This is a genomic window from Mycolicibacterium wolinskyi (assembly GCF_002101965.1).
Classification (GTDB): domain Bacteria; phylum Actinomycetota; class Actinomycetes; order Mycobacteriales; family Mycobacteriaceae; genus Mycobacterium; species Mycobacterium wolinskyi.
This window is the reverse complement of record NZ_LQQA01000023.1, coordinates 83,904-102,093: the sequence shown is the minus strand read 5'-3', so window position 1 is coordinate 102,093 and position 18,190 is coordinate 83,904. Positions and strand designations below refer to the sequence as shown.

The 18,190-nt window shown below is 67.3% G+C and carries 21 protein-coding genes; 12 read left to right on the top strand and 9 right to left on the bottom strand.

Annotated elements, in window-relative coordinates:
* Both AWC31_RS20390 and AWC31_RS20385 read left to right on the top strand, forming a co-directional pair.
* Positions 1-1,428: a lytic transglycosylase domain-containing protein gene (locus tag AWC31_RS20390; RefSeq protein ID WP_234816929.1), complete on the top strand. Its 1,428-nt coding sequence runs from the start codon at positions 1-3 to the stop codon at positions 1,426-1,428.
* Positions 1,429-1,466: 38 nt separating this feature from the next.
* Positions 1,467-2,609: an Mrp/NBP35 family ATP-binding protein gene (locus AWC31_RS20385; RefSeq protein WP_085145838.1), complete on the top strand. Its 1,143-nt coding sequence runs from the start codon at positions 1,467-1,469 to the stop codon at positions 2,607-2,609.
* 2 nt (positions 2,610-2,611) lie between these two features.
* Here the strand turns inward: AWC31_RS20385 and tatB are convergent, their stop codons facing one another.
* From tatB to sigE, 4 genes are all read right to left on the bottom strand, one after another.
* A complete protein-coding gene (tatB, locus tag AWC31_RS20380) occupies positions 2,612-3,004 on the bottom strand; it encodes a Sec-independent protein translocase protein TatB (RefSeq protein WP_085145837.1) in 393 nt (130 codons plus the stop codon).
* 3 nt (positions 3,005-3,007) lie between these two features.
* Positions 3,008-4,504, bottom strand: a complete 1,497-nt coding sequence (htrA, locus tag AWC31_RS20375; protein ID WP_085145836.1) for a serine protease HtrA — start codon at positions 4,502-4,504, stop codon at positions 3,008-3,010.
* Positions 4,505-4,582: 78 nt separating this feature from the next.
* The gene (rseA, locus tag AWC31_RS20370; protein WP_085145958.1) at positions 4,583-4,981 is read right to left on the bottom strand and encodes an anti-sigma E factor RseA; all 399 of its coding nucleotides are present in this window, start codon (positions 4,979-4,981) and stop codon (positions 4,583-4,585) included.
* Positions 4,982-5,058: 77 nt separating this feature from the next.
* Positions 5,059-5,820: an RNA polymerase sigma factor SigE gene (gene sigE, locus AWC31_RS20365; RefSeq protein ID WP_085145835.1), complete on the bottom strand. Its 762-nt coding sequence runs from the start codon at positions 5,818-5,820 to the stop codon at positions 5,059-5,061.
* A gap of 176 nt (positions 5,821-5,996) precedes the next feature.
* Here sigE and AWC31_RS20360 point away from each other — a divergent pair, with 176 nt between their 5' ends.
* The 6 genes from AWC31_RS20360 to AWC31_RS20335 all read left to right on the top strand — a co-directional run bounded on the left by AWC31_RS20360 (position 5,997) and on the right by AWC31_RS20335 (position 11,360).
* Complete coding sequence (locus AWC31_RS20360; protein ID WP_085145834.1) at positions 5,997-6,641, top strand: O-methyltransferase; 645 nt, start codon at positions 5,997-5,999, stop codon at positions 6,639-6,641.
* A gap of 119 nt (positions 6,642-6,760) precedes the next feature.
* Entirely contained in the window at positions 6,761-7,435 is a 675-nt protein-coding gene (locus AWC31_RS20355) for a TetR/AcrR family transcriptional regulator (protein ID WP_085145833.1), read from the top strand.
* 8 nt (positions 7,436-7,443) lie between these two features.
* A complete protein-coding gene (locus AWC31_RS20350; RefSeq protein ID WP_085145832.1) occupies positions 7,444-8,346 on the top strand; it encodes an ABC transporter ATP-binding protein in 903 nt (300 codons plus the stop codon).
* Complete coding sequence (locus tag AWC31_RS20345; RefSeq protein ID WP_067850829.1) at positions 8,343-9,962, top strand: ABC transporter permease; 1,620 nt, start codon at positions 8,343-8,345, stop codon at positions 9,960-9,962. Before AWC31_RS20350 ends, AWC31_RS20345 begins: the two co-directional genes overlap by 4 nt.
* 17 nt (positions 9,963-9,979) lie before the next feature.
* Entirely contained in the window at positions 9,980-10,654 is a 675-nt protein-coding gene (locus tag AWC31_RS20340) for a methyltransferase family protein (RefSeq protein ID WP_085145831.1), read from the top strand.
* A gap of 31 nt (positions 10,655-10,685) precedes the next feature.
* Complete coding sequence (locus tag AWC31_RS20335) at positions 10,686-11,360, top strand: methyltransferase family protein (protein WP_067850825.1); 675 nt, start codon at positions 10,686-10,688, stop codon at positions 11,358-11,360.
* A 1-nt stretch (position 11,361) separates the two neighbouring features.
* On the opposite strand, the gene AWC31_RS20330 is transcribed toward AWC31_RS20335, so the two are convergent.
* Positions 11,362-11,931 (bottom strand): TetR/AcrR family transcriptional regulator, encoded by a 570-nt coding sequence (locus AWC31_RS20330; protein WP_067850823.1) that lies wholly within the window; start codon positions 11,929-11,931, stop codon positions 11,362-11,364.
* Between the two features lie 47 nt (positions 11,932-11,978).
* Here AWC31_RS20330 and AWC31_RS20325 point away from each other — a divergent pair, with 47 nt between their 5' ends.
* The 3 genes from AWC31_RS20325 to AWC31_RS20315 are packed head-to-tail and all read left to right on the top strand — an operon-like array spanning position 11,979 to position 14,261.
* Positions 11,979-12,740 carry a class I SAM-dependent methyltransferase gene (locus AWC31_RS20325; RefSeq protein WP_085145830.1) on the top strand — a complete coding sequence of 254 codons (762 nt, stop codon included), beginning with the start codon at positions 11,979-11,981 and terminating at the stop codon, positions 12,738-12,740.
* Positions 12,737-13,597: a lysophospholipid acyltransferase family protein gene (locus tag AWC31_RS20320; RefSeq protein WP_085145829.1), complete on the top strand. Its 861-nt coding sequence runs from the start codon at positions 12,737-12,739 to the stop codon at positions 13,595-13,597. The genes AWC31_RS20325 and AWC31_RS20320 overlap by 4 nt, the downstream gene beginning before the upstream one ends.
* Before the next feature lie 43 nt (positions 13,598-13,640).
* The gene (locus tag AWC31_RS20315) at positions 13,641-14,261 is read left to right on the top strand and encodes a DUF4126 domain-containing protein (protein ID WP_085145828.1); all 621 of its coding nucleotides are present in this window, start codon (positions 13,641-13,643) and stop codon (positions 14,259-14,261) included.
* 3 nt (positions 14,262-14,264) lie between these two features.
* Here the strand turns inward: AWC31_RS20315 and glgC are convergent, their stop codons facing one another.
* Positions 14,265-15,479 (bottom strand): glucose-1-phosphate adenylyltransferase, encoded by a 1,215-nt coding sequence (gene glgC, locus AWC31_RS20310; RefSeq protein ID WP_067850815.1) that lies wholly within the window; start codon positions 15,477-15,479, stop codon positions 14,265-14,267.
* 150 nt (positions 15,480-15,629) lie between these two features.
* Between glgC and glgA the strand changes: the two genes are divergently transcribed.
* Complete coding sequence (gene glgA / locus AWC31_RS20305) at positions 15,630-16,793, top strand: glycogen synthase (RefSeq protein ID WP_110775178.1); 1,164 nt, start codon at positions 15,630-15,632, stop codon at positions 16,791-16,793.
* Positions 16,794-16,842: 49 nt separating this feature from the next.
* Here glgA and AWC31_RS20300 read toward each other — a convergent pair whose 3' ends face one another.
* The 3 genes from AWC31_RS20300 to AWC31_RS20290 form a co-directional block, all read right to left on the bottom strand.
* The gene (locus AWC31_RS20300) at positions 16,843-17,010 is read right to left on the bottom strand and encodes a DUF3117 domain-containing protein (protein WP_003406247.1); all 168 of its coding nucleotides are present in this window, start codon (positions 17,008-17,010) and stop codon (positions 16,843-16,845) included.
* 168 nt (positions 17,011-17,178) lie between these two features.
* Positions 17,179-17,751 (bottom strand): DNA-3-methyladenine glycosylase I, encoded by a 573-nt coding sequence (locus AWC31_RS20295; protein WP_085145827.1) that lies wholly within the window; start codon positions 17,749-17,751, stop codon positions 17,179-17,181.
* Positions 17,748-18,137, bottom strand: coding sequence for a DivIVA domain-containing protein (locus AWC31_RS20290; RefSeq protein WP_067850811.1), 390 nt, complete (start codon positions 18,135-18,137; stop codon positions 17,748-17,750). Before AWC31_RS20290 ends, AWC31_RS20295 begins: the two co-directional genes overlap by 4 nt.
* Positions 18,138-18,190 lie beyond the last annotated feature (53 nt).

Below are 18,190 nucleotides of genomic sequence, written 5' to 3'. Positions count from 1 at the left end.
GTGCGCGTAGGGGGAGGAGCGGCTTTCCTGGCTGCTCGACGCCGTGCGGGCCGGCTCATGCGCCCGCCTGCCGCCACTCCGCTCGGCGGTTTTCTTCCCGAGCCCCGCTTCGGCGGCCTCGGCCAGGTGCCACGCATCTCCGCTCCCAGCGCACGGGGCGTCGTCGGCGTCGCGGCGCTGACACCCCTCATCCTCGCCGGCGCGGTCGGCGCCGCCGCGCCGCCGCATCCCGGCTCGACGAATGCCTCGGTCACGCCGCTGGCCGCGGTCGAACCGCAGATCGACCGTACGGGGCCCGCGGTGGTTGCGGCCGCGAAAGCGCCGACGATGTTCCGTATCGCCGCCTCGACGGCATCGGCTCCCCCGCCGGCCTTTGTGGTCAATACCCCTGGCGCCCTTGGCATTCCGGGCATGGCGCTGAACGCCTACCGCAACGCCGAGCGGATGATGGGCGCCGCCTACCCCGGCTGCGGTGTCAGCTGGAACCTGCTCGCCGGCATCGGCCGCATCGAATCCATGCATGCCAACGGCGGCGCCACCGACGCACGCGGCACCGCGGTCCGGCCCATCTACGGACCGGCGCTCGACGGCACCCTGCCGGGCAACGAGATCATCGTGCAGAGCGCGCAGGCGGGCCGGGTGGTCTACGCGCGCGCCATGGGCCCGATGCAGTTCCTGCCCGGCACCTGGGCCCGGTACGCGTCCGACGGTGACGGCGACGGCAAGGCCGACGTGCAGAACGTCTTCGACGCGTCACTGGCCGCCGCCCGCTACCTGTGCAGCGGCGGGCTCAACCTCCGCGACCAATCCCAGGTGATGACGGCCATCCTGCGTTACAACAACTCCGTCGCGTATGCCCGCAACGTGCTGGGCTGGGCCGCCGCGTACGCCACCGGCGTCGTACCCGTCGACCTGCCCCCGATCACGGGCTCGATCCCGCCGATCGGCGATTCGCATCTGGACGATCCCGAAGGCCTGGGGCCCGGCCTGCCGACAAGTGCGTTGGGCCTGCCCGCCGGCGACCCGCTGGCGCTGATCCCGTTGCTGAACAACAACGAGACCGCGAGCCGGGTGCCGTCGACGAACGTTCCCGGGTTCGCGCCGGGCCAGATCCTCGGTCCGTTGCCCGGGCCGGCGCAGGCCGCTCCGACACCGGCGCCTGCCGAGCCGCCGCGGTGGATTCCGCCGTGGGAGCAGCCGCCACGGCAGCCGACGTGCGTCGTGTTCTGCCTCGGTGAACAGGCTCCTCCGCCGCCGGCCGGCCCAGCGCCGCTGTTGCCCGGCCCCCCACCGCCGCCTGCCGCACCGGCGGCACCGCCTGCGCCCGCGGCGCCTCCGGCACCCACCGCGCCGCCCATCGTGCCGATGGCGCCGGCACCGGGCCCAGCGCTCGGACCCGCTCCGGGCCCCGCGCCCGGCCCGGCCTGACGAATCGACGCCCGTCAGCCGCCGTAGACTCGGCGGTGATGTCCGAATCTGCCAATGAGCTGCAAACCGCGGTCCGCTCCGCGCTGGCCAAGGTGATCGACCCCGAACTGCGGCGGCCGATCACCGAACTCGGCATGGTCAAGAACATCTCGATCGAGCCCGATCACGGTGTGCACGTCGAGATCTACCTGACCACCGCGGCCTGCCCGAAGAAGAACGAGATCGCCGAGTTGGTGTCGGCCGCCGTCACCGACGTGCCAGGCACCGGCGCGGTCAAAGTCACTCTCGACGTGATGAACGACGAGCAGCGGGCCGAACTGCGCAAGATGCTCCGCGGCGATTCGCGGGAGCCGGTGATCCCCTTCGCCCAGCCCAACTCGCTGACCCGCGTGTACGCGGTGGCCTCCGGCAAGGGCGGCGTCGGTAAGTCGAGCGTCACGGTCAACCTCGCGGCGGCGATGGCCGCTCGCGGCCTCACCGTTGGCGTTCTGGACGCCGACATCTACGGCCACTCGGTGCCCCGCATGATGGGCACCACCGATCGACCCACCCAGGTCGACTCGATGATCATCCCGCCCACCGCGCATGACGTGAAGGTCATCTCGATCGCGATGTTCACGCAGGGCAACACGCCCGTGGTGTGGCGCGGCCCGATGCTGCACCGGGCGCTGCAGCAATTCCTGGCCGACGTGTACTGGGGCGATCTGGATGTGCTGCTGCTCGATCTGCCACCGGGCACCGGCGACGTCGCGATCTCGGTGGCGCAGCTCATCCCCGGTGCGGAGATCCTCGTGGTGACGACGCCGCAGCTGGCCGCCGCCGAGGTAGCCGAGCGGGCCGGCGCGATCGCGCTGCAGACCCGCCAGCGCATCGCGGGCGTCGTGGAGAACATGTCGGGGCTTTTGATGCCCGACGGCACGATCATGCAGCTGTTCGGCGAGGGCGGCGGCCGGCTGGTCGCCGATTCGCTCACCCGCTCGGTCGGTGCCGAGGTGCCGTTGCTCGGTCAGGTTCCGATCGACAAGGCGCTGGTGGACGCGGGCGACGCCGGGGTTCCGCTGGTGTTGTCGGCGCCGGACTCGCCTGCGGGCAAGGAGTTGCGCAAGGTCGCCGATTCGCTGTCGGCGCGCAAGCGCGGGCTGGCCGGTATGTCGCTGGGCCTCGATCCCGCCGGGCGCTGACCCTACGTCGCGTCGGTGTCGAACGCCGTCCCCGCGGGTTTCTCGGGCGCCTTGTCGTTGTTGGGCGGCGGCGTAGCAGGCGGCTGCTGAGCCGGCTTGTCGTCGAACTTGCCGGTCAAGATCGAGTCGTCGCCGTCGAGGAGATGCTTCGTGAGCGCAGCGCGCGGTGTCATACCGCGCAGCTTCTGCAGTTCGGCCAGCGGCTCACGCAGATCGTCGAATTCGGGGCCGAGGTCCTGCCGCAACTGGCTGGTGGCCCCGGTGACGTAATCGCGGGCTTGCCGCAGCGCGCCGGAGGTCCAGCGAATCGCACCGGGTAGGCGCTCGGGCCCCAGGATCACCAGCCCGGCGATCACGAGGAGCAGCATCTCGCCCCAGCCGATATTGGCGAACATGTGTTACTGCGCTTTTTGGTCGTCGCCGATGGGCGTCACCATCAACGTCATCGGGCGTCCTTCGCGGACGACCTCGATGGGCGCTTCCTGACCGATCTTGAGCTGCCGGACCGCCACGACGAACTCGTCGGCATCGGCGACCTTGCGGTCCCCGACCTTCACGACGACGTCGTTCTCCAGGATCCCGGCCTTGTCCGCGGGACCGCCCGCGACCACGTTGGCGATCTGGGCGCCGGAGGCCACGCTGTTGCTGACCGACTTGGCGGTGAGCTGCAGGGTCGGGTGGGCGATCTTGCCGTCCTTGATCAACGTCTCGACAACCTGCTTCACCTCGTTGACCGGGATGGCGAAGCCCAGACCACTTGCGCTGTCGGACAACGACTTTCCGGCCGTGTTGATCCCGATGACCTCGGAGTTCATGTTGATCAGCGGGCCACCGGAGTTGCCGTGGTTGATCGAGGCGTCGGTCTGCACACCATCGATGACGGTGTCGGTGTCCGAGCCGTCACCGGACAGCGGCACCGGCCGGTGCAGCGCGCTGATGATGCCGTGCGTGACGGTGCTGCGCAGGCCGAGCGGGGCGCCCGCGGCGATGACTTCCTCGCCGACCCGAAGCTTCTCGGAGTCGCCCATGCGCGCGACGGTGAGGTTGTCGACGTTGTCGACCTTGAGCACCGCCAGATCGGTCTTGGGATCGCGCCCGACGAGGTTGGCGGGCACCTCCTTGCCGTCGTTGAACACGACGGTGATCTTGTAGTCGGCGGGTTTGCCCGCAGCTTCGGAGATCACGTGGTTGTTGGTGACGATGTAGCCGTTGCCGTCGACCACCACACCGGATCCCTGGGAGCCTTCGTTGTTGCTCTTGGCTTCGATGGTGACCACCGAATCGGCCACGGCGGCGGCCACCGAGGCGATCCGGCCTGCCTCCGGCTCGGGCAGATCGCCGGTCTCGAGCGTGACTTTCGACGTCGTGAACGCCTCGACCGTGCCCGCGGTCTTCTGGCCCACCCAGCCGCCCACGAACGACACGAGCAGGGCGGTCAGGATCAGGACGACGAGGGCGACCCAGGACACCCGCCCGCCGAACAGGACCTCGCGCAGCCCCAGCTTGCCCGCGGGTGCCGAGACGATCACCGGGGCCGACGGCGCCTGCGCCGGTGTGCCCAACGCAACCAAGGCTGCGGGATCGCGCCACGGATCGTCGACGTCGTCGTCGATACCGGCCCGCTCGGCTTCGAGTGCGCCCGCGTCGGTCGGATGACGCTGCAACGAATCGGCGGCGCCCTTGGGGCGCCCGAAGGCCTCCGCGAGCACCGGATCCGGCGGCTGGTCCTTGGGCGCGTACTCCCCCTGGTCCTGATACTTGTCGGCACCGAGGAATGAACCGTCTACGCCGGACGGACGGCCGAAGGTGCGTTGCGACGCGGCGTCGACGGGTGGCCGCTCAACAGGGCGCGGCGCCAGGCGGCCGCTATCGCCGGACTGGTCCTGGTTGGTCACCGGTGTATCACTCTCTATCGGAGCGCCCGCCCCAGCCAGGTAGGCCGGTGCCGGTCACTGATCGCCTATTGGTTCACCCTACCGGCGCTTGCGCCGGCCCCGCGCCGGGTCCTCAGCAAACTGAGAGTTGTCCGGCACCTCGGGTGGCGGCTGTGGAATGTGGTGCGGTATCTGCGACAACATCCCCAGCAAAGAATTGGGTATGGCGATCGGGCATGAGTCCCGCAACGCCGCCCTGGCCTGGCTCTGGGCGTCGACCTCAGCCGCGCATTCCGGGCACAAGGACAAGTGGTGAGCGGCACGCAGATGCGCGCTCATGCGGAGCTCGCCGTCGACGAACGCGGCGATGGCCTCGATCGACAGGTGCTCGGTGGAGCCGAATTGGCGCGGCGCGCCTACCGGGGCATCACTCTGCGACGCGAACTGCGCCGGTAGCCAGGAGAAAGCACGACGGAACACATGTCCCGGGTCGACCATCACCCAGCTCCTCTCGGTACTCACAACGTCCTGTCCTGAATGTAGCGCGCGACGCTGTGTTCGACACCCGCCAACGCTCAGGCGGACTGAGCCGTTTCCGGGGAATGCTTGGCCAAGTAGTCGCGCAGCGCCTGCCTGCCACGGTGGATACGGCTGCGCACGGTGCCCAGCTTGACGCCGAGCGTGGCGCCGATCTCCTCGTAGGACAGACCCTCGATGTCGCACAACACCACGGCCGCGCGGAACTCCGGCGGGAGCGAGTCGAGCGCGGCTTGCAGATCCGCGCCGAGGCGCGAGTCGTGATAGATCTGCTCGGGGTTCGGGTCGTCGGCCGGCACGCGGTCGTAGTCCTCGGGCAGCGCTTCCATGCGGATGCGCCCGCGGCGCCGCACCATGTCCAGGAACAGGTTCGTGGTGATGCGGTGCAACCAGCCCTCGAACGTGCCGGGCTGGTAGTTCTGCACCGAGCGGAACACCCGGATGAACGTCTCCTGAGTCAGGTCCTCGGCGTCGTGCTGATTGCCCGACAAGCGGTAGGCCAGCCGGTACACGCGGTCGGCATGCTGGCGGACCAGTTCGTCCCAGGACGGCATGGTCGCCTTGTCCCCGGTGGCGTCGAACACCGCGGTGCCGGTCAATTCATCAGAGGGCTCCACCCAGTCTCCTTCGGTGAACTGCTCCAGATGTGCCATGGACACCGGGGCGGGCTGGGCTGTGGTGATCTGCTGAGATGCGATGGTGGCGAGGTCCTCCTGCTCACAAATTTCACTCTGCTCAACACGACTGACGAGTTCGTTATTCCGATCACGCGCTGTGCGCCGGCGGCCGCCGTGTTCCATGGGAGATACCGTTCCCGATGCCGGTGTGGTTGGCATATGAGCAAACTGAACTTTCCCTGAGAAATCCGAGGATACGGCGTACAACCTGCGGAAACCAGCGATTATCGGCCGGCCATCTGCCGCCGGGCGCGGGCGTGTCGCAACGTCGGGGCACCCGTCTGGCCTACGCTGCGGGCATGGTCAGCTCCGAACCCGGCCGCGCCGAGGCGATCGTCACGCACGCCGAACGGTCGATCTCGGAAGATGCGATCGTGGCCGCGGCCAGGGAACGCGCCGACGACATCGGCGCCGGGGCCGTCACCCCGGCGGTCGGCGCGTTGCTGAGCGTTCTGGCCCGGATCACCGGCGGCCGGGCCGTCGTGGAGGTCGGAACCGGGGCAGGCGTGAGCGGGCTGTGGTTGCTGTCGGGCATGCGTGACGACGGCGTCCTGACCACCATCGACGTCGAACCCGAGCACCAGCGCATCGCCAAGCAGGGCTTCACCGAGGCCCGTGTCGGCCCGGGACGCACCCGGCTGATCAGTGGGCGCGCGCAGGATGTGCTCACCCGGCTCGCCGACGAGTCCTACGACCTGGTGTTCATCGATGCCGAGCCGATCGACCAACCGCAATTCGTGGCCGAGGGTGTGCGACTGCTGCGCTCCGGCGGCGCGATCGTGGTACACCGCGCCGCACTCGGCGGCCGCGCGGGCGACGCGTCGGCCCATGACGCCGAGGTCACTGCCGTTCGCGAGGCGGCCCGCTTGATCGCCGAGGACGAACGTCTCACCCCCGTCCTGATTCCGCTCGGCGACGGACTGCTCGCCGCCGTGCGCGACTGATCCTTCGCCGTTTTCCGCGGAACTGCGTTCCGGCGCAAGGGCGGCCCGCGACATCTTTACGAATTCCTGACGGGCCACACCCTTGACGCCTGACTAAACACGCGTTTAGCGTACTAAACATGCGTTCAGTCGAAGATCGAACGGGAATCGCCCGGATCCGCGATTCCGCGATCGAGCAATTCGGGCAACACGGTTTCAGCGTGGGCCTGCGGGCGATCGCCGACGCCGCGGGCGTCAGTGCGGCCCTGGTGATCCACCACTTCGGCTCCAAAGACGGCCTGCGCAAGGCGTGCGACGACTACGTGGCCGAGGTGATCCGCGAGGCGAAGTCGGAGTCGCTGCAGACGGCCGATCCGGCGACCTGGCTGGCCCAGATGTCGGAGATCGAGTCGTACGCACCGTTGATGGCCTACCTCGTGCACAGCATGCAGTCCGGCAGCGAGCTCGCCAAGACCTTTTGGCGCCGGATGGCCGACAACGCCGAGCAGTATCTCGAAGAAGGGGTCAGGGCAGGCACGCTCAAGCCGAGCCGTGATCCGCGGGCGCGGGCCAAGTACGTCGCGATCACGAACGGCGGCGGGTTCCTGCTGTACCTGCAGATGCACGACAACCCGACCGACCTGCGTGCGGTGCTGCGCGATTACGGCGAGGACATGGTGCTGCCCGCGCTCGAGCTCTACACCAACGGCATGCTGACCGACTCGACGATGTACGACGCATTTCTTGCCCAGCGCGAACAAGGCATCCCGTTCAGTGCCCCCGCCGAATCGGTCGACAACAAGGAACCAGCGTGAGGACAACGATGACTAACGACTCCGCAGCGGTCGAGATCCGCGGTCTGTCAAAATCATTCGGCCGCACCAAAGCACTCGATGGCCTGAACCTGACCGTGTCGCACGGTCACATCACCGGCTTTCTCGGCCCCAACGGCGCAGGCAAGTCCACGACCATCCGCGTCCTGCTGGGGCTTCTGCGAGCCGAACGCGGCACCGTGCGTCTGCTCGGTGGTGACCCCTGGCATGACGCGGTCGCACTGCACCGCCGGATCGCTTACGTACCGGGCGATGTCACGTTGTGGCCCAATCTCACCGGGCAGCAGGCCATCGACTTCCTGTGCCGCCTGCGCGGCAACGGCATCGACACGCGCAGGCGCGATCAGCTGATCGACCGCTTCGAGCTCGATCCACACAAGAAGGCGCGGACGTACTCGAAGGGCAACCGGCAGAAGGTCGCGATCGTCGCGGCATTCAGCTGCAACGCCGAGCTCTACATCCTCGACGAGCCGACGTCCGGGCTGGATCCGTTGATGGAGAAAGCTTTTCAGCAGTGCGTGACGGAGGTGGCCGAACGCGGCGCGGCAGTGCTGCTGTCCAGCCACATCCTGGCCGAGGTCGAAAAGCTCTGCGACAACGTGACGATCATCCGGGCGGGCCGCACCGTACGTTCGGGCACGCTGGCAGAGCTGCGCCACCTCATGCGCACGTCGGTCACCGTCCGCACGCGTTCCGATGGCCGGGCGCTGCGCGACGTCCCCTACGTCCACGACTTCAGCGCCGACGACGGACAGGTGAAATTCTCGGTGGACCGCGGCGATCTCGAGTTCACCATGGAACACCTGACCGATCTCGGCATCGAGGACCTCACCGTCACACCCGCCTCGCTCGAGGACATGTTTCTGCGCGAGTACCAGGGGGTGACGCCGTGAGCGCATCGGCCACCGCCACGGCCGCCCATCGCCGCACGGCGACCGGAAACTCTCCGTTCACCGGTGTCGGAAACCTGCTGCGGCTGGCGATTCGACGCGACCGGGTGCGGCTGACCGTGTGGATCGCGGTGCTGACGCTCATGATGGTGTACGCGCCGTACGCGATACGGCTCGCCTACCCCGAGGAGCCGCAGCGCCTCGCACGGGTCAACCTGCTCAAGACCCCGGCCGGAATGATGCTGGGCGGCCCCATGTTCGGCACCAAGGAGACCGACTTGGGGGTGATGATGGCCAACGAGTTGATGCTCACGCTCATCGTTGCCACGTCGATTCTGGCTATCCTCACCGTCATCCGCCATACCCGGGCCGAGGAGGAAAGCGGCGCAGCCGAACTCGTGCTGTCCTCGGTCGTCGGGCGCTATGCCCGGACGACGGCGGCACTCATCCTGGTCGGCGGTCTGAACGCGATTCTCGCACTGACGATGACGCTCGCGATGGCGTCGACGGGATTCGGGCTTGTCGACACCGCGGGCATGTGCCTGGGTGTCACCGCGGTCGCCATGGTGTTCGGTGCCGTCGCCGCCGTGACCGCGCAACTGTGGCGGCAGGCCCGCACCGCCACCGGTGCGGCGATGGCCACGCTCGCCGTAGCCGCGCTGGTGCGCGGAGTGGGCGATGTCATCGACAACTCCGGCAGTGCGCTGAGCTGGTTCTCCCCGATCGCCTGGGCGCAGCAGATGCGTGCATTCGTCGAATTGCGTTGGTGGCCATTGGGTCTGCTGGTCGCGTTGGCGATCGCACTGATGGCCGTGGCAGGTGTACTGGAGAAGCGTCGCCAATACGACGACGGCACCATCCCGTCGACCGGGGAGCGGCCGAACGCGCCGCAGATCACCGGGCCGCTGAGCCTGCACCTGACCCTGCAACGGGGTCAGACGATCGGCTGGAGCGTGGGCCTGTTCCTTGGTGGCCTCACATTCGGCTCGATGACGAAATCGCTCATGGACGCGGCGCTTGACAACGAGCTGATCGCCCGGGTGTTCGCCGCGCAAGGAAACGACGGCGTGTACACCACCATGACGCAGTTCCTCGCGGCCGCCGCCACGGCGTATGCGGTGGGCGCCGTCCTGCGGGTGCACAGCGACGAGCAGAACGGTCTCGGGGAAGCCGTGCTCGCCGGCGCGGTGTCGCGCTGGCAGTGGCTGCTCGGCGCAGCAGTGTCCGCCGTGATCGGGTCGGTCATCCTGATGTTCTGCGCCGGGCTGGGCAACGGGCTGGGTGCCGGGCTCACGCTCGGCGAGCCCGGCACGATCGTGCGGTTGACGCTCGCCGGGCTGGCCTACGTGCCCGCCCTCGCGGTGATGGCCGCGATCGCCGCACTCGCCGTCGCGCTGCGTGCCCCCTGGATCGGCTGGTTGGCCGTCACATTCGTGATCACCGCGCTCTATCTCGGAGCCCTGCTACGGCTGCCCAGCTGGCTGATCGACTTGTCACCGGTCGGGCAGACCACTGCCCCGATGGACTACCCGGTCGTCGCACTGATCGTGATGCTCTCGGTAGCAACGCTTTTGGCATTTGGCGCCGGATGGATCTACCGCCGCCGCGACGCGGCGTGAGGCGGAGAGGAGAAGGCATGAAGCTGGTACTTCAAGCAGTGGCGTCCGGGGTTTTCGGTCTGGTGTTCTTCGGGCTGGCACTGTTCGGACCCGCGGGCACGTTCGACTACTGGCAGGCCTGGGTTTTCATCGGCGTGTTCTTGGTCGCCACCCTGATTCCCAGCTTCTATCTGGCCGTCAAGGATCCAGCGGCACTGCAGCGGCGCCTGCACGGTGGCCCGCTGGCCGAAACCCGGCTTGTGCAGAAGATCGCGATCTGGGCGATCGTCGTCGCGATTCTCGCGGTGCTCATCGTCAGCGCCCTCGACCGCCGCTTCGGCTGGTCGGATGTACCGACCGCGGTCGTCATCCTCGGCGACGTCCTTGTGGCGGTCGGCCTGATCCTCGCGCAGGCCGTGGTTTTCCAAAACAGCTTCGCCGGCGCCAGCATTCGCGTCGAGGACGAGCAACACGTCGTCTCCACGGGCCTCTACGGCCTCGTGCGGCATCCGATGTACTTCGGTGCCCTGTTGATGATGTTCGGCACTCCCCTGGCGTTGGGCTCCTACTGGGCGATGCTCGCGACCATCGCCTCGGCGCCGATCCTGGGCGTGCGCATCAGTGACGAGGAAAAGATGCTGCGCACCGAACTCGACGGCTACGACGACTACACGCGCAAGGTCAGGTATCGGCTGGTGCCGTACGTGTGGTGACGGCCCGCACCCACCAACGAGAAGAGGAACGATGAAGACGGTTGTGCAAGCGCTCGCGTTCTCGGTTGTCGGATTCGTGCTCATCGCCGCGCTGCTGTTCGGGCCGGCAGGCACCTTCGACTATTGGCAGGCATGGCTTTTCATCGCGGTGTTCGCGATCCTGGGCACCGTTTACACGATCTATCTCGGCCTGAAGAATCCTGAGGTACTGCGACGGCGCATGCACTCCGGACCGACAGCCGAGACCAGACCGGCGCAGAAGCTCATCGTCTTGGGCATCTATGTGTGGTTTTTCGGCGTCGCGGTGCTCAGCGCCCTCGACCATCGCTTCGGTTGGTCTCAGGTGCCGACCGCGGTGGCATTACTGGGCAACGCCCTGGTGGCGATCGGTCTGGGTATCACGATGCTGGTGGTCATCCAGAACAGTTACGCCGCGGCCACCATCACAGTCGAAGCCGGACAGGAAGTCGTATCCACCGGGCTGTATGCGCTGGTGCGTCATCCGATGTACTTCGGTGCGCTGATCATGATGATCGGTTTGCCGATTGCGCTGGGCTCCTACTGGGCGCTGATATTGATTGCCCCTGGCGTCCCGGTCCTCGCACTCCGAATCCTCGACGAGGAGAAGGCGCTGCGGCATGAGCTCGCCGGGTACACCGAGTACACGCAGCAGGTGCGGTACCGGTTGATGCCGTACGTGTGGTGACTCAGCGCGCGACGGCGACGATGCGAGTGGCCGCCTCGACCGCCGCGGCGCGGCGGCGCGAGATCACCGCCGGATCATCGGTCACGGCGTCGGGGTGCGGTGACTGGGCCCAAGCGAGCCCGATCGAAAACAGCAGGGCGAGCAGATCCCCTGAGTCCCAAGATGAGTCGACGTAGCCACCGGCCTGCGCGGCTTCGATCGCCGCGACCGCGTGTGCGGGGATGGGGCGCCCATCGGACTGAGGCTCGTCGAGCACGAACCCTTCCAGCTGAGCCCACATGATCATGCGGAGGTGTTCTGGCCTACGCAGGCCGAGGTCGTAGACATCGCCGACGAACTCGGGGACGGCCTCGGGACGCAGGGTCACCGAGCGGAAGAACTCCGCGCCGTCGGCGGCGAACACCTCGCGGAACAGCGTCTCCTTGTCACCGAAGTGCGCGTACAGCCGTTCCTTGCTCGCCTGCGCCGATCGTGCGATGCGGTCGATCCTGGCGCCGGCCAGCCCGTACTGCGCGAACTCGGCTCGCGCTGCGGTAAGGATCTCCTCGCGCAGTTCGGTCGTGGTTCTCACAGGAGAATCATAACCAGACGAACTAGTTCGTTCGGTACGGTGGAGTCATGACAGTTGAACTCGAGATCGCCCGGATGCCGCGAGGCGGACCCGATGCGTCCTGGCTCGACCGGCGGCTACAGACCGATGCGCTGGAGTACCTCGACCGCGACGACGTCGGTGATGACGTCAAGCAGAAGGTGATCGCCGGCCTCGATCGCATGGGCACCCGCACGCAGCAGCACGACAAAAACGCCCGCATCGCACTGGATCTCGTGTCCGACATCCCCAATCCGCGCATCCTCGAGTTGGGCGCCGGGCACGGCAAGCTCTCCGCCCGCATCTTGGAGTTGCATCCCACCGCGACCGTGACAGTCAGCGATCTTGACCCGACGTCGGTCGCCAATGTCGCCGCCGGTGCACTCGGCGCCGACCCGCGGGTGACCACCCGAGTCGTCGACGCGACTGCCATCGACGCCGAGGACAACAGCTTCGACCTGGTGGTGTTCGCCCTGGCATTCCATCACCTCCCGCCCGCGGTCGCGTTCCGGGCGATCGCGGAAGCCACCCGGGTCGGCAAGCAATTCCTGGTCATCGACCTCAAACGTCCGCGACCGGTGGGCCTGCTCCTGACACTGGCGGTCATGGCGCCCTTCGCACTCGTGAAACCGGTCGTCCACGACGGATTCATCAGCACACTGCGGTCCTACAGCCGCTCGGCCTTCATCGCCCTCGGCAAGGCCGCCGACCCACAGATGCGCATTCGGTTCCTGCCGCAGGCGTTCCGGCTCGGACCCACTCCGACGGTCGTGGTGTTCTCCCGGTCATGACCGTCACGAAGATCGACGCGATCATGAAGCCCGCCAGCCACATACAGGTCATGCGGCGAGCCGTGGAGACCGTCGCCGACGGCATCGAACCGCTGGTCGACCTGTACCGGCCCTACGTGGACGGACTGCACAATCTCCCCCGCGACGGCCGATTTCTCTTGGTGGGCAACCACACCCAGTTCGGAGCGGAAGCACTGTTGATTCCCTATGTGGTGCGCCGCGAGATCGGCATGCGGGTGCGACCCCTGACCTACCGCAGATTCGGCGACATGCCCGGGCCGGCAGGCGATCTGCTGGCCGCGTGCGGCGCCGTGGTCGGAGCACCCGAGAGCGCAAGGGAACTCATGCGACACGACGAACCGATCCTGGTGTTTCCCGGTGGCGGCCGCGAGATCCCCAAATTCAAAGGCGAGCAGTACACATTGCGTTGGGAGGGCCGCGCCGGGTTCGCGCGCATCGCCGCCGAGCACGCGTATCCGATCGTTCCGGTCGCACTCGTCGGCGGCGACGATGTGTACGTGAGCGTGACGACGCGTGACCACTGGCTGGGCCGCCTCAGCGAGACGGTCAGCGAGAAGCTCTCGGGCCGAACCGACATGGCGATGCCGCTGCTGCGCGGCGTCGGCCCCACGCTGATCCCGCGGCCGCAACGCATGTACGTCCGGTTCGCGGCGCCCGTCGACACCACCAAGCCGGCGCGCATGTCGGCCGAGAAATGGACGGCCACCGTCCGACAGAACACCAAGGAATCCTTGGAGCAGAGCCTGGCCGAGCTGCTCAAGATCCGCAGTGACGACCCGTACCGCGAACTGAACCCCTTGGCGTGGCGTAGGGCGACGCGACCGGCGACATCATAGGAAGTGTCCGACCGCCGGCGCTTCCCAGGGCAATAATGACGATGTGGAACTGCTGACCGGCTTCGGGTTGGCCACCGCGGCGGGATTGAACGCCTACATCCCGTTGCTGGCGCTGGGCCTGTTGTCCCGGTTCACCGACCTGGTGGCGCTGCCTGCGGGCTGGGCCTGGCTGGAGAACGGCTGGGTGATGGCGATCGTCGCGGTGCTGCTCGTCGTCGAGGTCGTCGCCGACAAGATCCCCGCCCTCGACACCGTCAACGACACGATCCAGACGTTCGTGCGGCCCACCGCGGGCGGCATCGTGTTCGGGTCGGGCACCGCATCGCAAACCGCCGCGGTGACCGATCCGGGCGCATTCGCCCAATCCGGTCAATGGGTTCCGGTGGCGATCGGGGTGGTCACCGCACTCGCGGTGTCGCTGACGAAGTCGGCGGTGCGGCCCGCGGCCAACGTCGCCTCGGCCGGTATGGCCGCGCCGGTGTTGTCGACGGTCGAGGATGTCACCAGTGTCGGGCTCGTGTTCGTCGCGATCCTGGTGCCGGTCCTGGTTCTGGTGGCGCTGCTGGCCCTGGCCTGGGGTGTGTTCCGGCTGTGGCGGTGGCGACGGCGCCGCGCGAATGCCAAGACCGCGGCCCCGGCCGCAGGGGTCGACTCGTGGGAGTGAGTCTCAGATCCACACGCCCTTGCCGACGGCGACGACGCCGCCCGCGCTGATCGCGAAACGCTCACGGTCCTTGTCGAGGTCGACGCCGACCATCTCCCCCGGGCCGACGACGACGTTCTTGTCCAGAATCGCGTGCCGCACCACGGCGCCGCGGCCCACCCGGACACCGGGCATCAGCACGCTGCCTTCGACGATGGCGCCGTCGTCGATCACGACGTTGGACGACAGCACCGAATTGCGTACGGACGCCGCCGAAATGATGCTGCCTGCGCCGACGACGGATTCCTGGGCCGAGCCGCCGTTGACGAACTTGGCGGGGGCGAGGTTCTCGGACTCACCGCGGATCGGCCACCGCTTGTTGTACAGGTTGAACACCGGGTGCACCGAAACCAGATCCATGTGCGCGTCGTAGAACGCGTCGAGGGTCCCGACGTCACGCCAGTAACCGTGATCGCGTTCGGTCGCTCCCGGCACCTCGTTGTTCTTGAAGTCGTACACCGCGGCCATCCCGTCCGCCACGAGCCGCGGGATGATGTCGCCGCCCATGTCGTGATCGGAATGGTCGTCGTCGGCGTCGGCGCGGATCGCGTCGATGAGCACCTTCGTCGTGAAGATGTAGTTGCCCATCGACACGAACGTCTGCTCGGGATCGTCCGGGGTGCCCGGCGGATCGGCCGGCTTCTCGATGAACCCGCGGATGCGGCCCGACTCGTCGGAGTCGATGCAGCCGAACGCGCTCGCTTCCGCGCGCGGCACCCGGATACCGGCGACGGTCGCACCCGCACCGCTCTCGATGTGGAATTGCAGCATCTGCTCGGGGTCCATGCGGTACACGTGGTCGGCCCCGAAGATGATGATGTAGTCCGGATCTTCGTCGTAGATCAGGTTGAGCGACTGGTAGATGGCATCGGCCGAACCGGTGTACCACCGCGGCCCGAGCCGTTGCTGTGCGGGCACCGGCGTGATGTATTCACCGGCCAGACCCGACAGCCGCCAGTTCTGGCTGATGTGACGGTCCAGTGAATGCGACTTGTATTGCGTGAGAACGCAGATTCGGAGATACCGGGCATTGACCAGGTTGGACAGCACGAAATCGATCAGTCGGTAAGCGCCACCGAAGGGAACCGCGGGCTTGGCGCGATCCGCCGTCAACGGGTACAGCCGCTTGCCCTCTCCGCCGGCCAGAACGATGCCCAGCACATGTGGCAACTCCCTCATGAATCAAACCTATCCGCCAGTCACCACCGCGGCTAGCCAATGACACGATTGGTCAACGGCGTTGCGTCAAGTGGCTTGGGGTGATGAACAACTCCGCAAACGTTGTCCACAAGCATGCGTCTTGGCGAAGCGACCACTACCGTTCCAGATATGCGGGTGGCCATGATGACTCGGGAGTATCCACCCGAGGTTTACGGCGGTGCTGGGGTACATGTGACCGAGCTCGTCGCTCAGTTGCGTCATCTGTGCGAAGTCGACGTGCACTGCATGGGCGCCCCGCGTGACGGGGCGTTCGTCGCACAGCCCGATCCGGCGCTGCGCGGCGCCAACGCGGCACTGTCGACGCTGTCGGCCGACCTCAACATGGTCAACAACGCCGCGCAGGCCACCGTGGTGCATTCCCACACGTGGTACTCGGGGATGGCCGGCCACCTCACCGCGTTGCTCTACGGCATCCCGCACGTGCTGACGGCGCATTCGCTCGAGCCGCTGCGGCCGTGGAAGGCCGAGCAGCTCGGCGGCGGGTATCGGGTGTCGTCGTGGGTCGAACGCACCGCGATCGAGGCCGCCGACGCGGTGATCGCGGTGAGTGCGGGTATGCGCGACGACGTCCTGCACACGTATCCGGCCCTTGACCCCAATCGGGTGCACGTGGTGCGCAACGGGATCGACACCGACGTCTGGTACCCGACGCCCCCGGTGCCGGGCGATTCGGTCCTGGCCGAATTGGGCGTCGATCTGAACCGGCCAATCGTGGCGTTCGTCGGGCGCATCACCCGTCAGAAAGGCGTGGCGCACCTGGTTGCCGCCGCGCACAAGTTCAGCAATGACGTGCAGTTGGTGTTGTGCGCCGGCGCCCCGGATACACCCGAGATCGCCGCCGAAGTGTCTTCGGCCGTGCAAGAGCTCGCCCGCGCCCGCACCGGCGTGTTCTGGGTGCGAGAAATGCTGCCGATCAACAAGATCCGCGAAATACTCTCCGCCGCAACAGTTTTCGTCTGCCCGTCGGTGTACGAACCGCTCGGTATCGTCAACCTCGAAGCGATGGCATGCAGCACACCGGTGGTGGCCTCCGACGTCGGCGGTATTCCGGAGGTCGTGGCCGACCATCAAACCGGTCTGTTGGTGCACTACGACGCGAGCGATCCGGAGTTCTTCGAGACGCGACTGGCCGATGCCGTCAACTCGCTCGTGGCCGAACCCGACACGGCACGCAAGTACGGCGAGGCAGGACGCCAGCGGTGCATCGAGGAGTTCTCCTGGGCGCACATCGCCGAGCAGACTTTGGAGATTTATCGCAAGGTGTCCGCATAGCGGACTCCGGCGCGGCCCGTGCGATGTGCACGCAGCCGCGCCGGATTGACTAGCTGGTTACGCCCTTGAGCTCGTCGCCGAGGGCAGCCGCCTCGTCCGGAGTCAGCTCAACGACGAGGCGTCCACCGCCTTCCAGCGGTACTCGCATCACGATCCCTCGCCCCTCCTTGGTTGCTTCCAGTGGACCGTCGCCAGTCCGGGGCTTCATCGCCGCCATCGAGTGCTCCCTCCAACTGAGCCGGTCCGCTTGAGCGGGCCAGGTCGGGGCCGACGCCGCCCACTCGTTGGCGGCACCCGGCACTGAACTGCTACTGATCTAGCCCTATTCTTCCCTATCCACGTCAATGGGTGTGCAAAGACCCGTCTAAGGCCGACGGCGTGGCGGCTATCCGGCGGCCGGAACCCAGCACGAGGCGATGTGGTCATCGACCATTCCGGTGGCCTGCATCAACGCATATGCAGTCGTCGGACCGACGAATTTGAAGCCGCGCCGTTTGAGTTCTTTGGCCATCGCCTTCGACTCCTCGGTCACCGCGGGGACCTGTGACAAGTCGGCGGGGCGGGGACGTGGCGGCGGCGCGAACGACCACAGCAGTTCGGCCAGGTCGACGTCGAGGTCGGCAACTGCCCTGGCGTTGGCGATCGTCGCCTCGATCTTCGCGAGGTTGCGCACGATGCCGGCATCGGCCATCAATCGCTCGATGTCGGCGTCGGTGTAGCGCGCGACCAGCTCGGCGTCGAACTCGTCGAACGCGCGCCGGAAATTGTCCCGCTTGCGCAGAATGGTCAGCCACGACAGCCCGCTCTGGAACGCCTCGAGGCTGATCCGCTCGAACAGCGCCTTGGAGTCACGCAGCGGGCGCCCCCACTCGGTGTCGTGGTAGTCGCGATACAGCGTGTCACCGGCCTTGGCCGATTGGACCGCCCAACCACACCGGGTCTTGCCGTCGTCGGTCACGACGGCTCGTCGGTCGTGGTTCGGATCTGGCCGGCGGTCGCCGACACCTCGACGTCGTCGGCCTCACCGTCTTCTGCAACCTCTTCGTCGGCAATGCCGTAGGCCGCGCGAACCGCCGCAAGCTCACCGCGCAGCGCGTCGAGCTCGGTGCCCAGCCGGTCCAGCACCCAGTCCACTTCGCTGGTCTTGTATCCCCGCACCGTCTGGCTGAACTTCAAGGCCTCCACGTCCGCGCTGGTGACGCCCGACGCGGGCAGCACCGTGGCGGTGGTCCCCCGCGGCAGCGGCGGCAGCGTCTCGCCCCGGCCGAAGATGACGCTGCCAAGGCCGAACAGCACGGTGGCGACCAGAACGAGCACCACCAGGTACAGCAGTATCAGTGTCACGCCTTCGATACTGCCTCACACCCCCGACAAGGGCTTACGCCGCGGGGCCCGCA

What these genes read in the sequence shown, in the direction of transcription:
- AWC31_RS20385 (WP_085145838.1), top strand. Translation starts at nt 1,467, where the DNA reads ATGTCCGAATCTGCCAATGAGCTGCAAACCGCGGTCCGCTCCGCGCTG.
- tatB (WP_085145837.1), bottom strand. Translation starts at nt 3,004, where the DNA reads ATGTTCGCCAATATCGGCTGGGGCGAGATGCTGCTCCTCGTGATCGCC.
- rseA (WP_085145958.1), bottom strand. Translation starts at nt 4,981, where the DNA reads ATGGTCGACCCGGGACATGTGTTCCGTCGTGCTTTCTCCTGGCTACCG.
- sigE (WP_085145835.1), bottom strand. Translation starts at nt 5,820, where the DNA reads ATGGAACACGGCGGCCGCCGGCGCACAGCGCGTGATCGGAATAACGAA.
- AWC31_RS20360 (WP_085145834.1), top strand. Translation starts at nt 5,997, where the DNA reads ATGGTCAGCTCCGAACCCGGCCGCGCCGAGGCGATCGTCACGCACGCC.
- AWC31_RS20355 (WP_085145833.1), top strand. Translation starts at nt 6,761, where the DNA reads ATGCGTTCAGTCGAAGATCGAACGGGAATCGCCCGGATCCGCGATTCC.
- AWC31_RS20350 (WP_085145832.1), top strand. Translation starts at nt 7,444, where the DNA reads ATGACTAACGACTCCGCAGCGGTCGAGATCCGCGGTCTGTCAAAATCA.
- AWC31_RS20340 (WP_085145831.1), top strand. Translation starts at nt 9,980, where the DNA reads ATGAAGCTGGTACTTCAAGCAGTGGCGTCCGGGGTTTTCGGTCTGGTG.
- AWC31_RS20335 (WP_067850825.1), top strand. Translation starts at nt 10,686, where the DNA reads ATGAAGACGGTTGTGCAAGCGCTCGCGTTCTCGGTTGTCGGATTCGTG.
- AWC31_RS20325 (WP_085145830.1), top strand. Translation starts at nt 11,979, where the DNA reads ATGACAGTTGAACTCGAGATCGCCCGGATGCCGCGAGGCGGACCCGAT.
- AWC31_RS20320 (WP_085145829.1), top strand. Translation starts at nt 12,737, where the DNA reads ATGACCGTCACGAAGATCGACGCGATCATGAAGCCCGCCAGCCACATA.
- glgC (WP_067850815.1), bottom strand. Translation starts at nt 15,479, where the DNA reads ATGAGGGAGTTGCCACATGTGCTGGGCATCGTTCTGGCCGGCGGAGAG.
- glgA (WP_110775178.1), top strand. Translation starts at nt 15,630, where the DNA reads ATGCGGGTGGCCATGATGACTCGGGAGTATCCACCCGAGGTTTACGGC.
- AWC31_RS20300 (WP_003406247.1), bottom strand. Translation starts at nt 17,010, where the DNA reads ATGGCGGCGATGAAGCCCCGGACTGGCGACGGTCCACTGGAAGCAACC.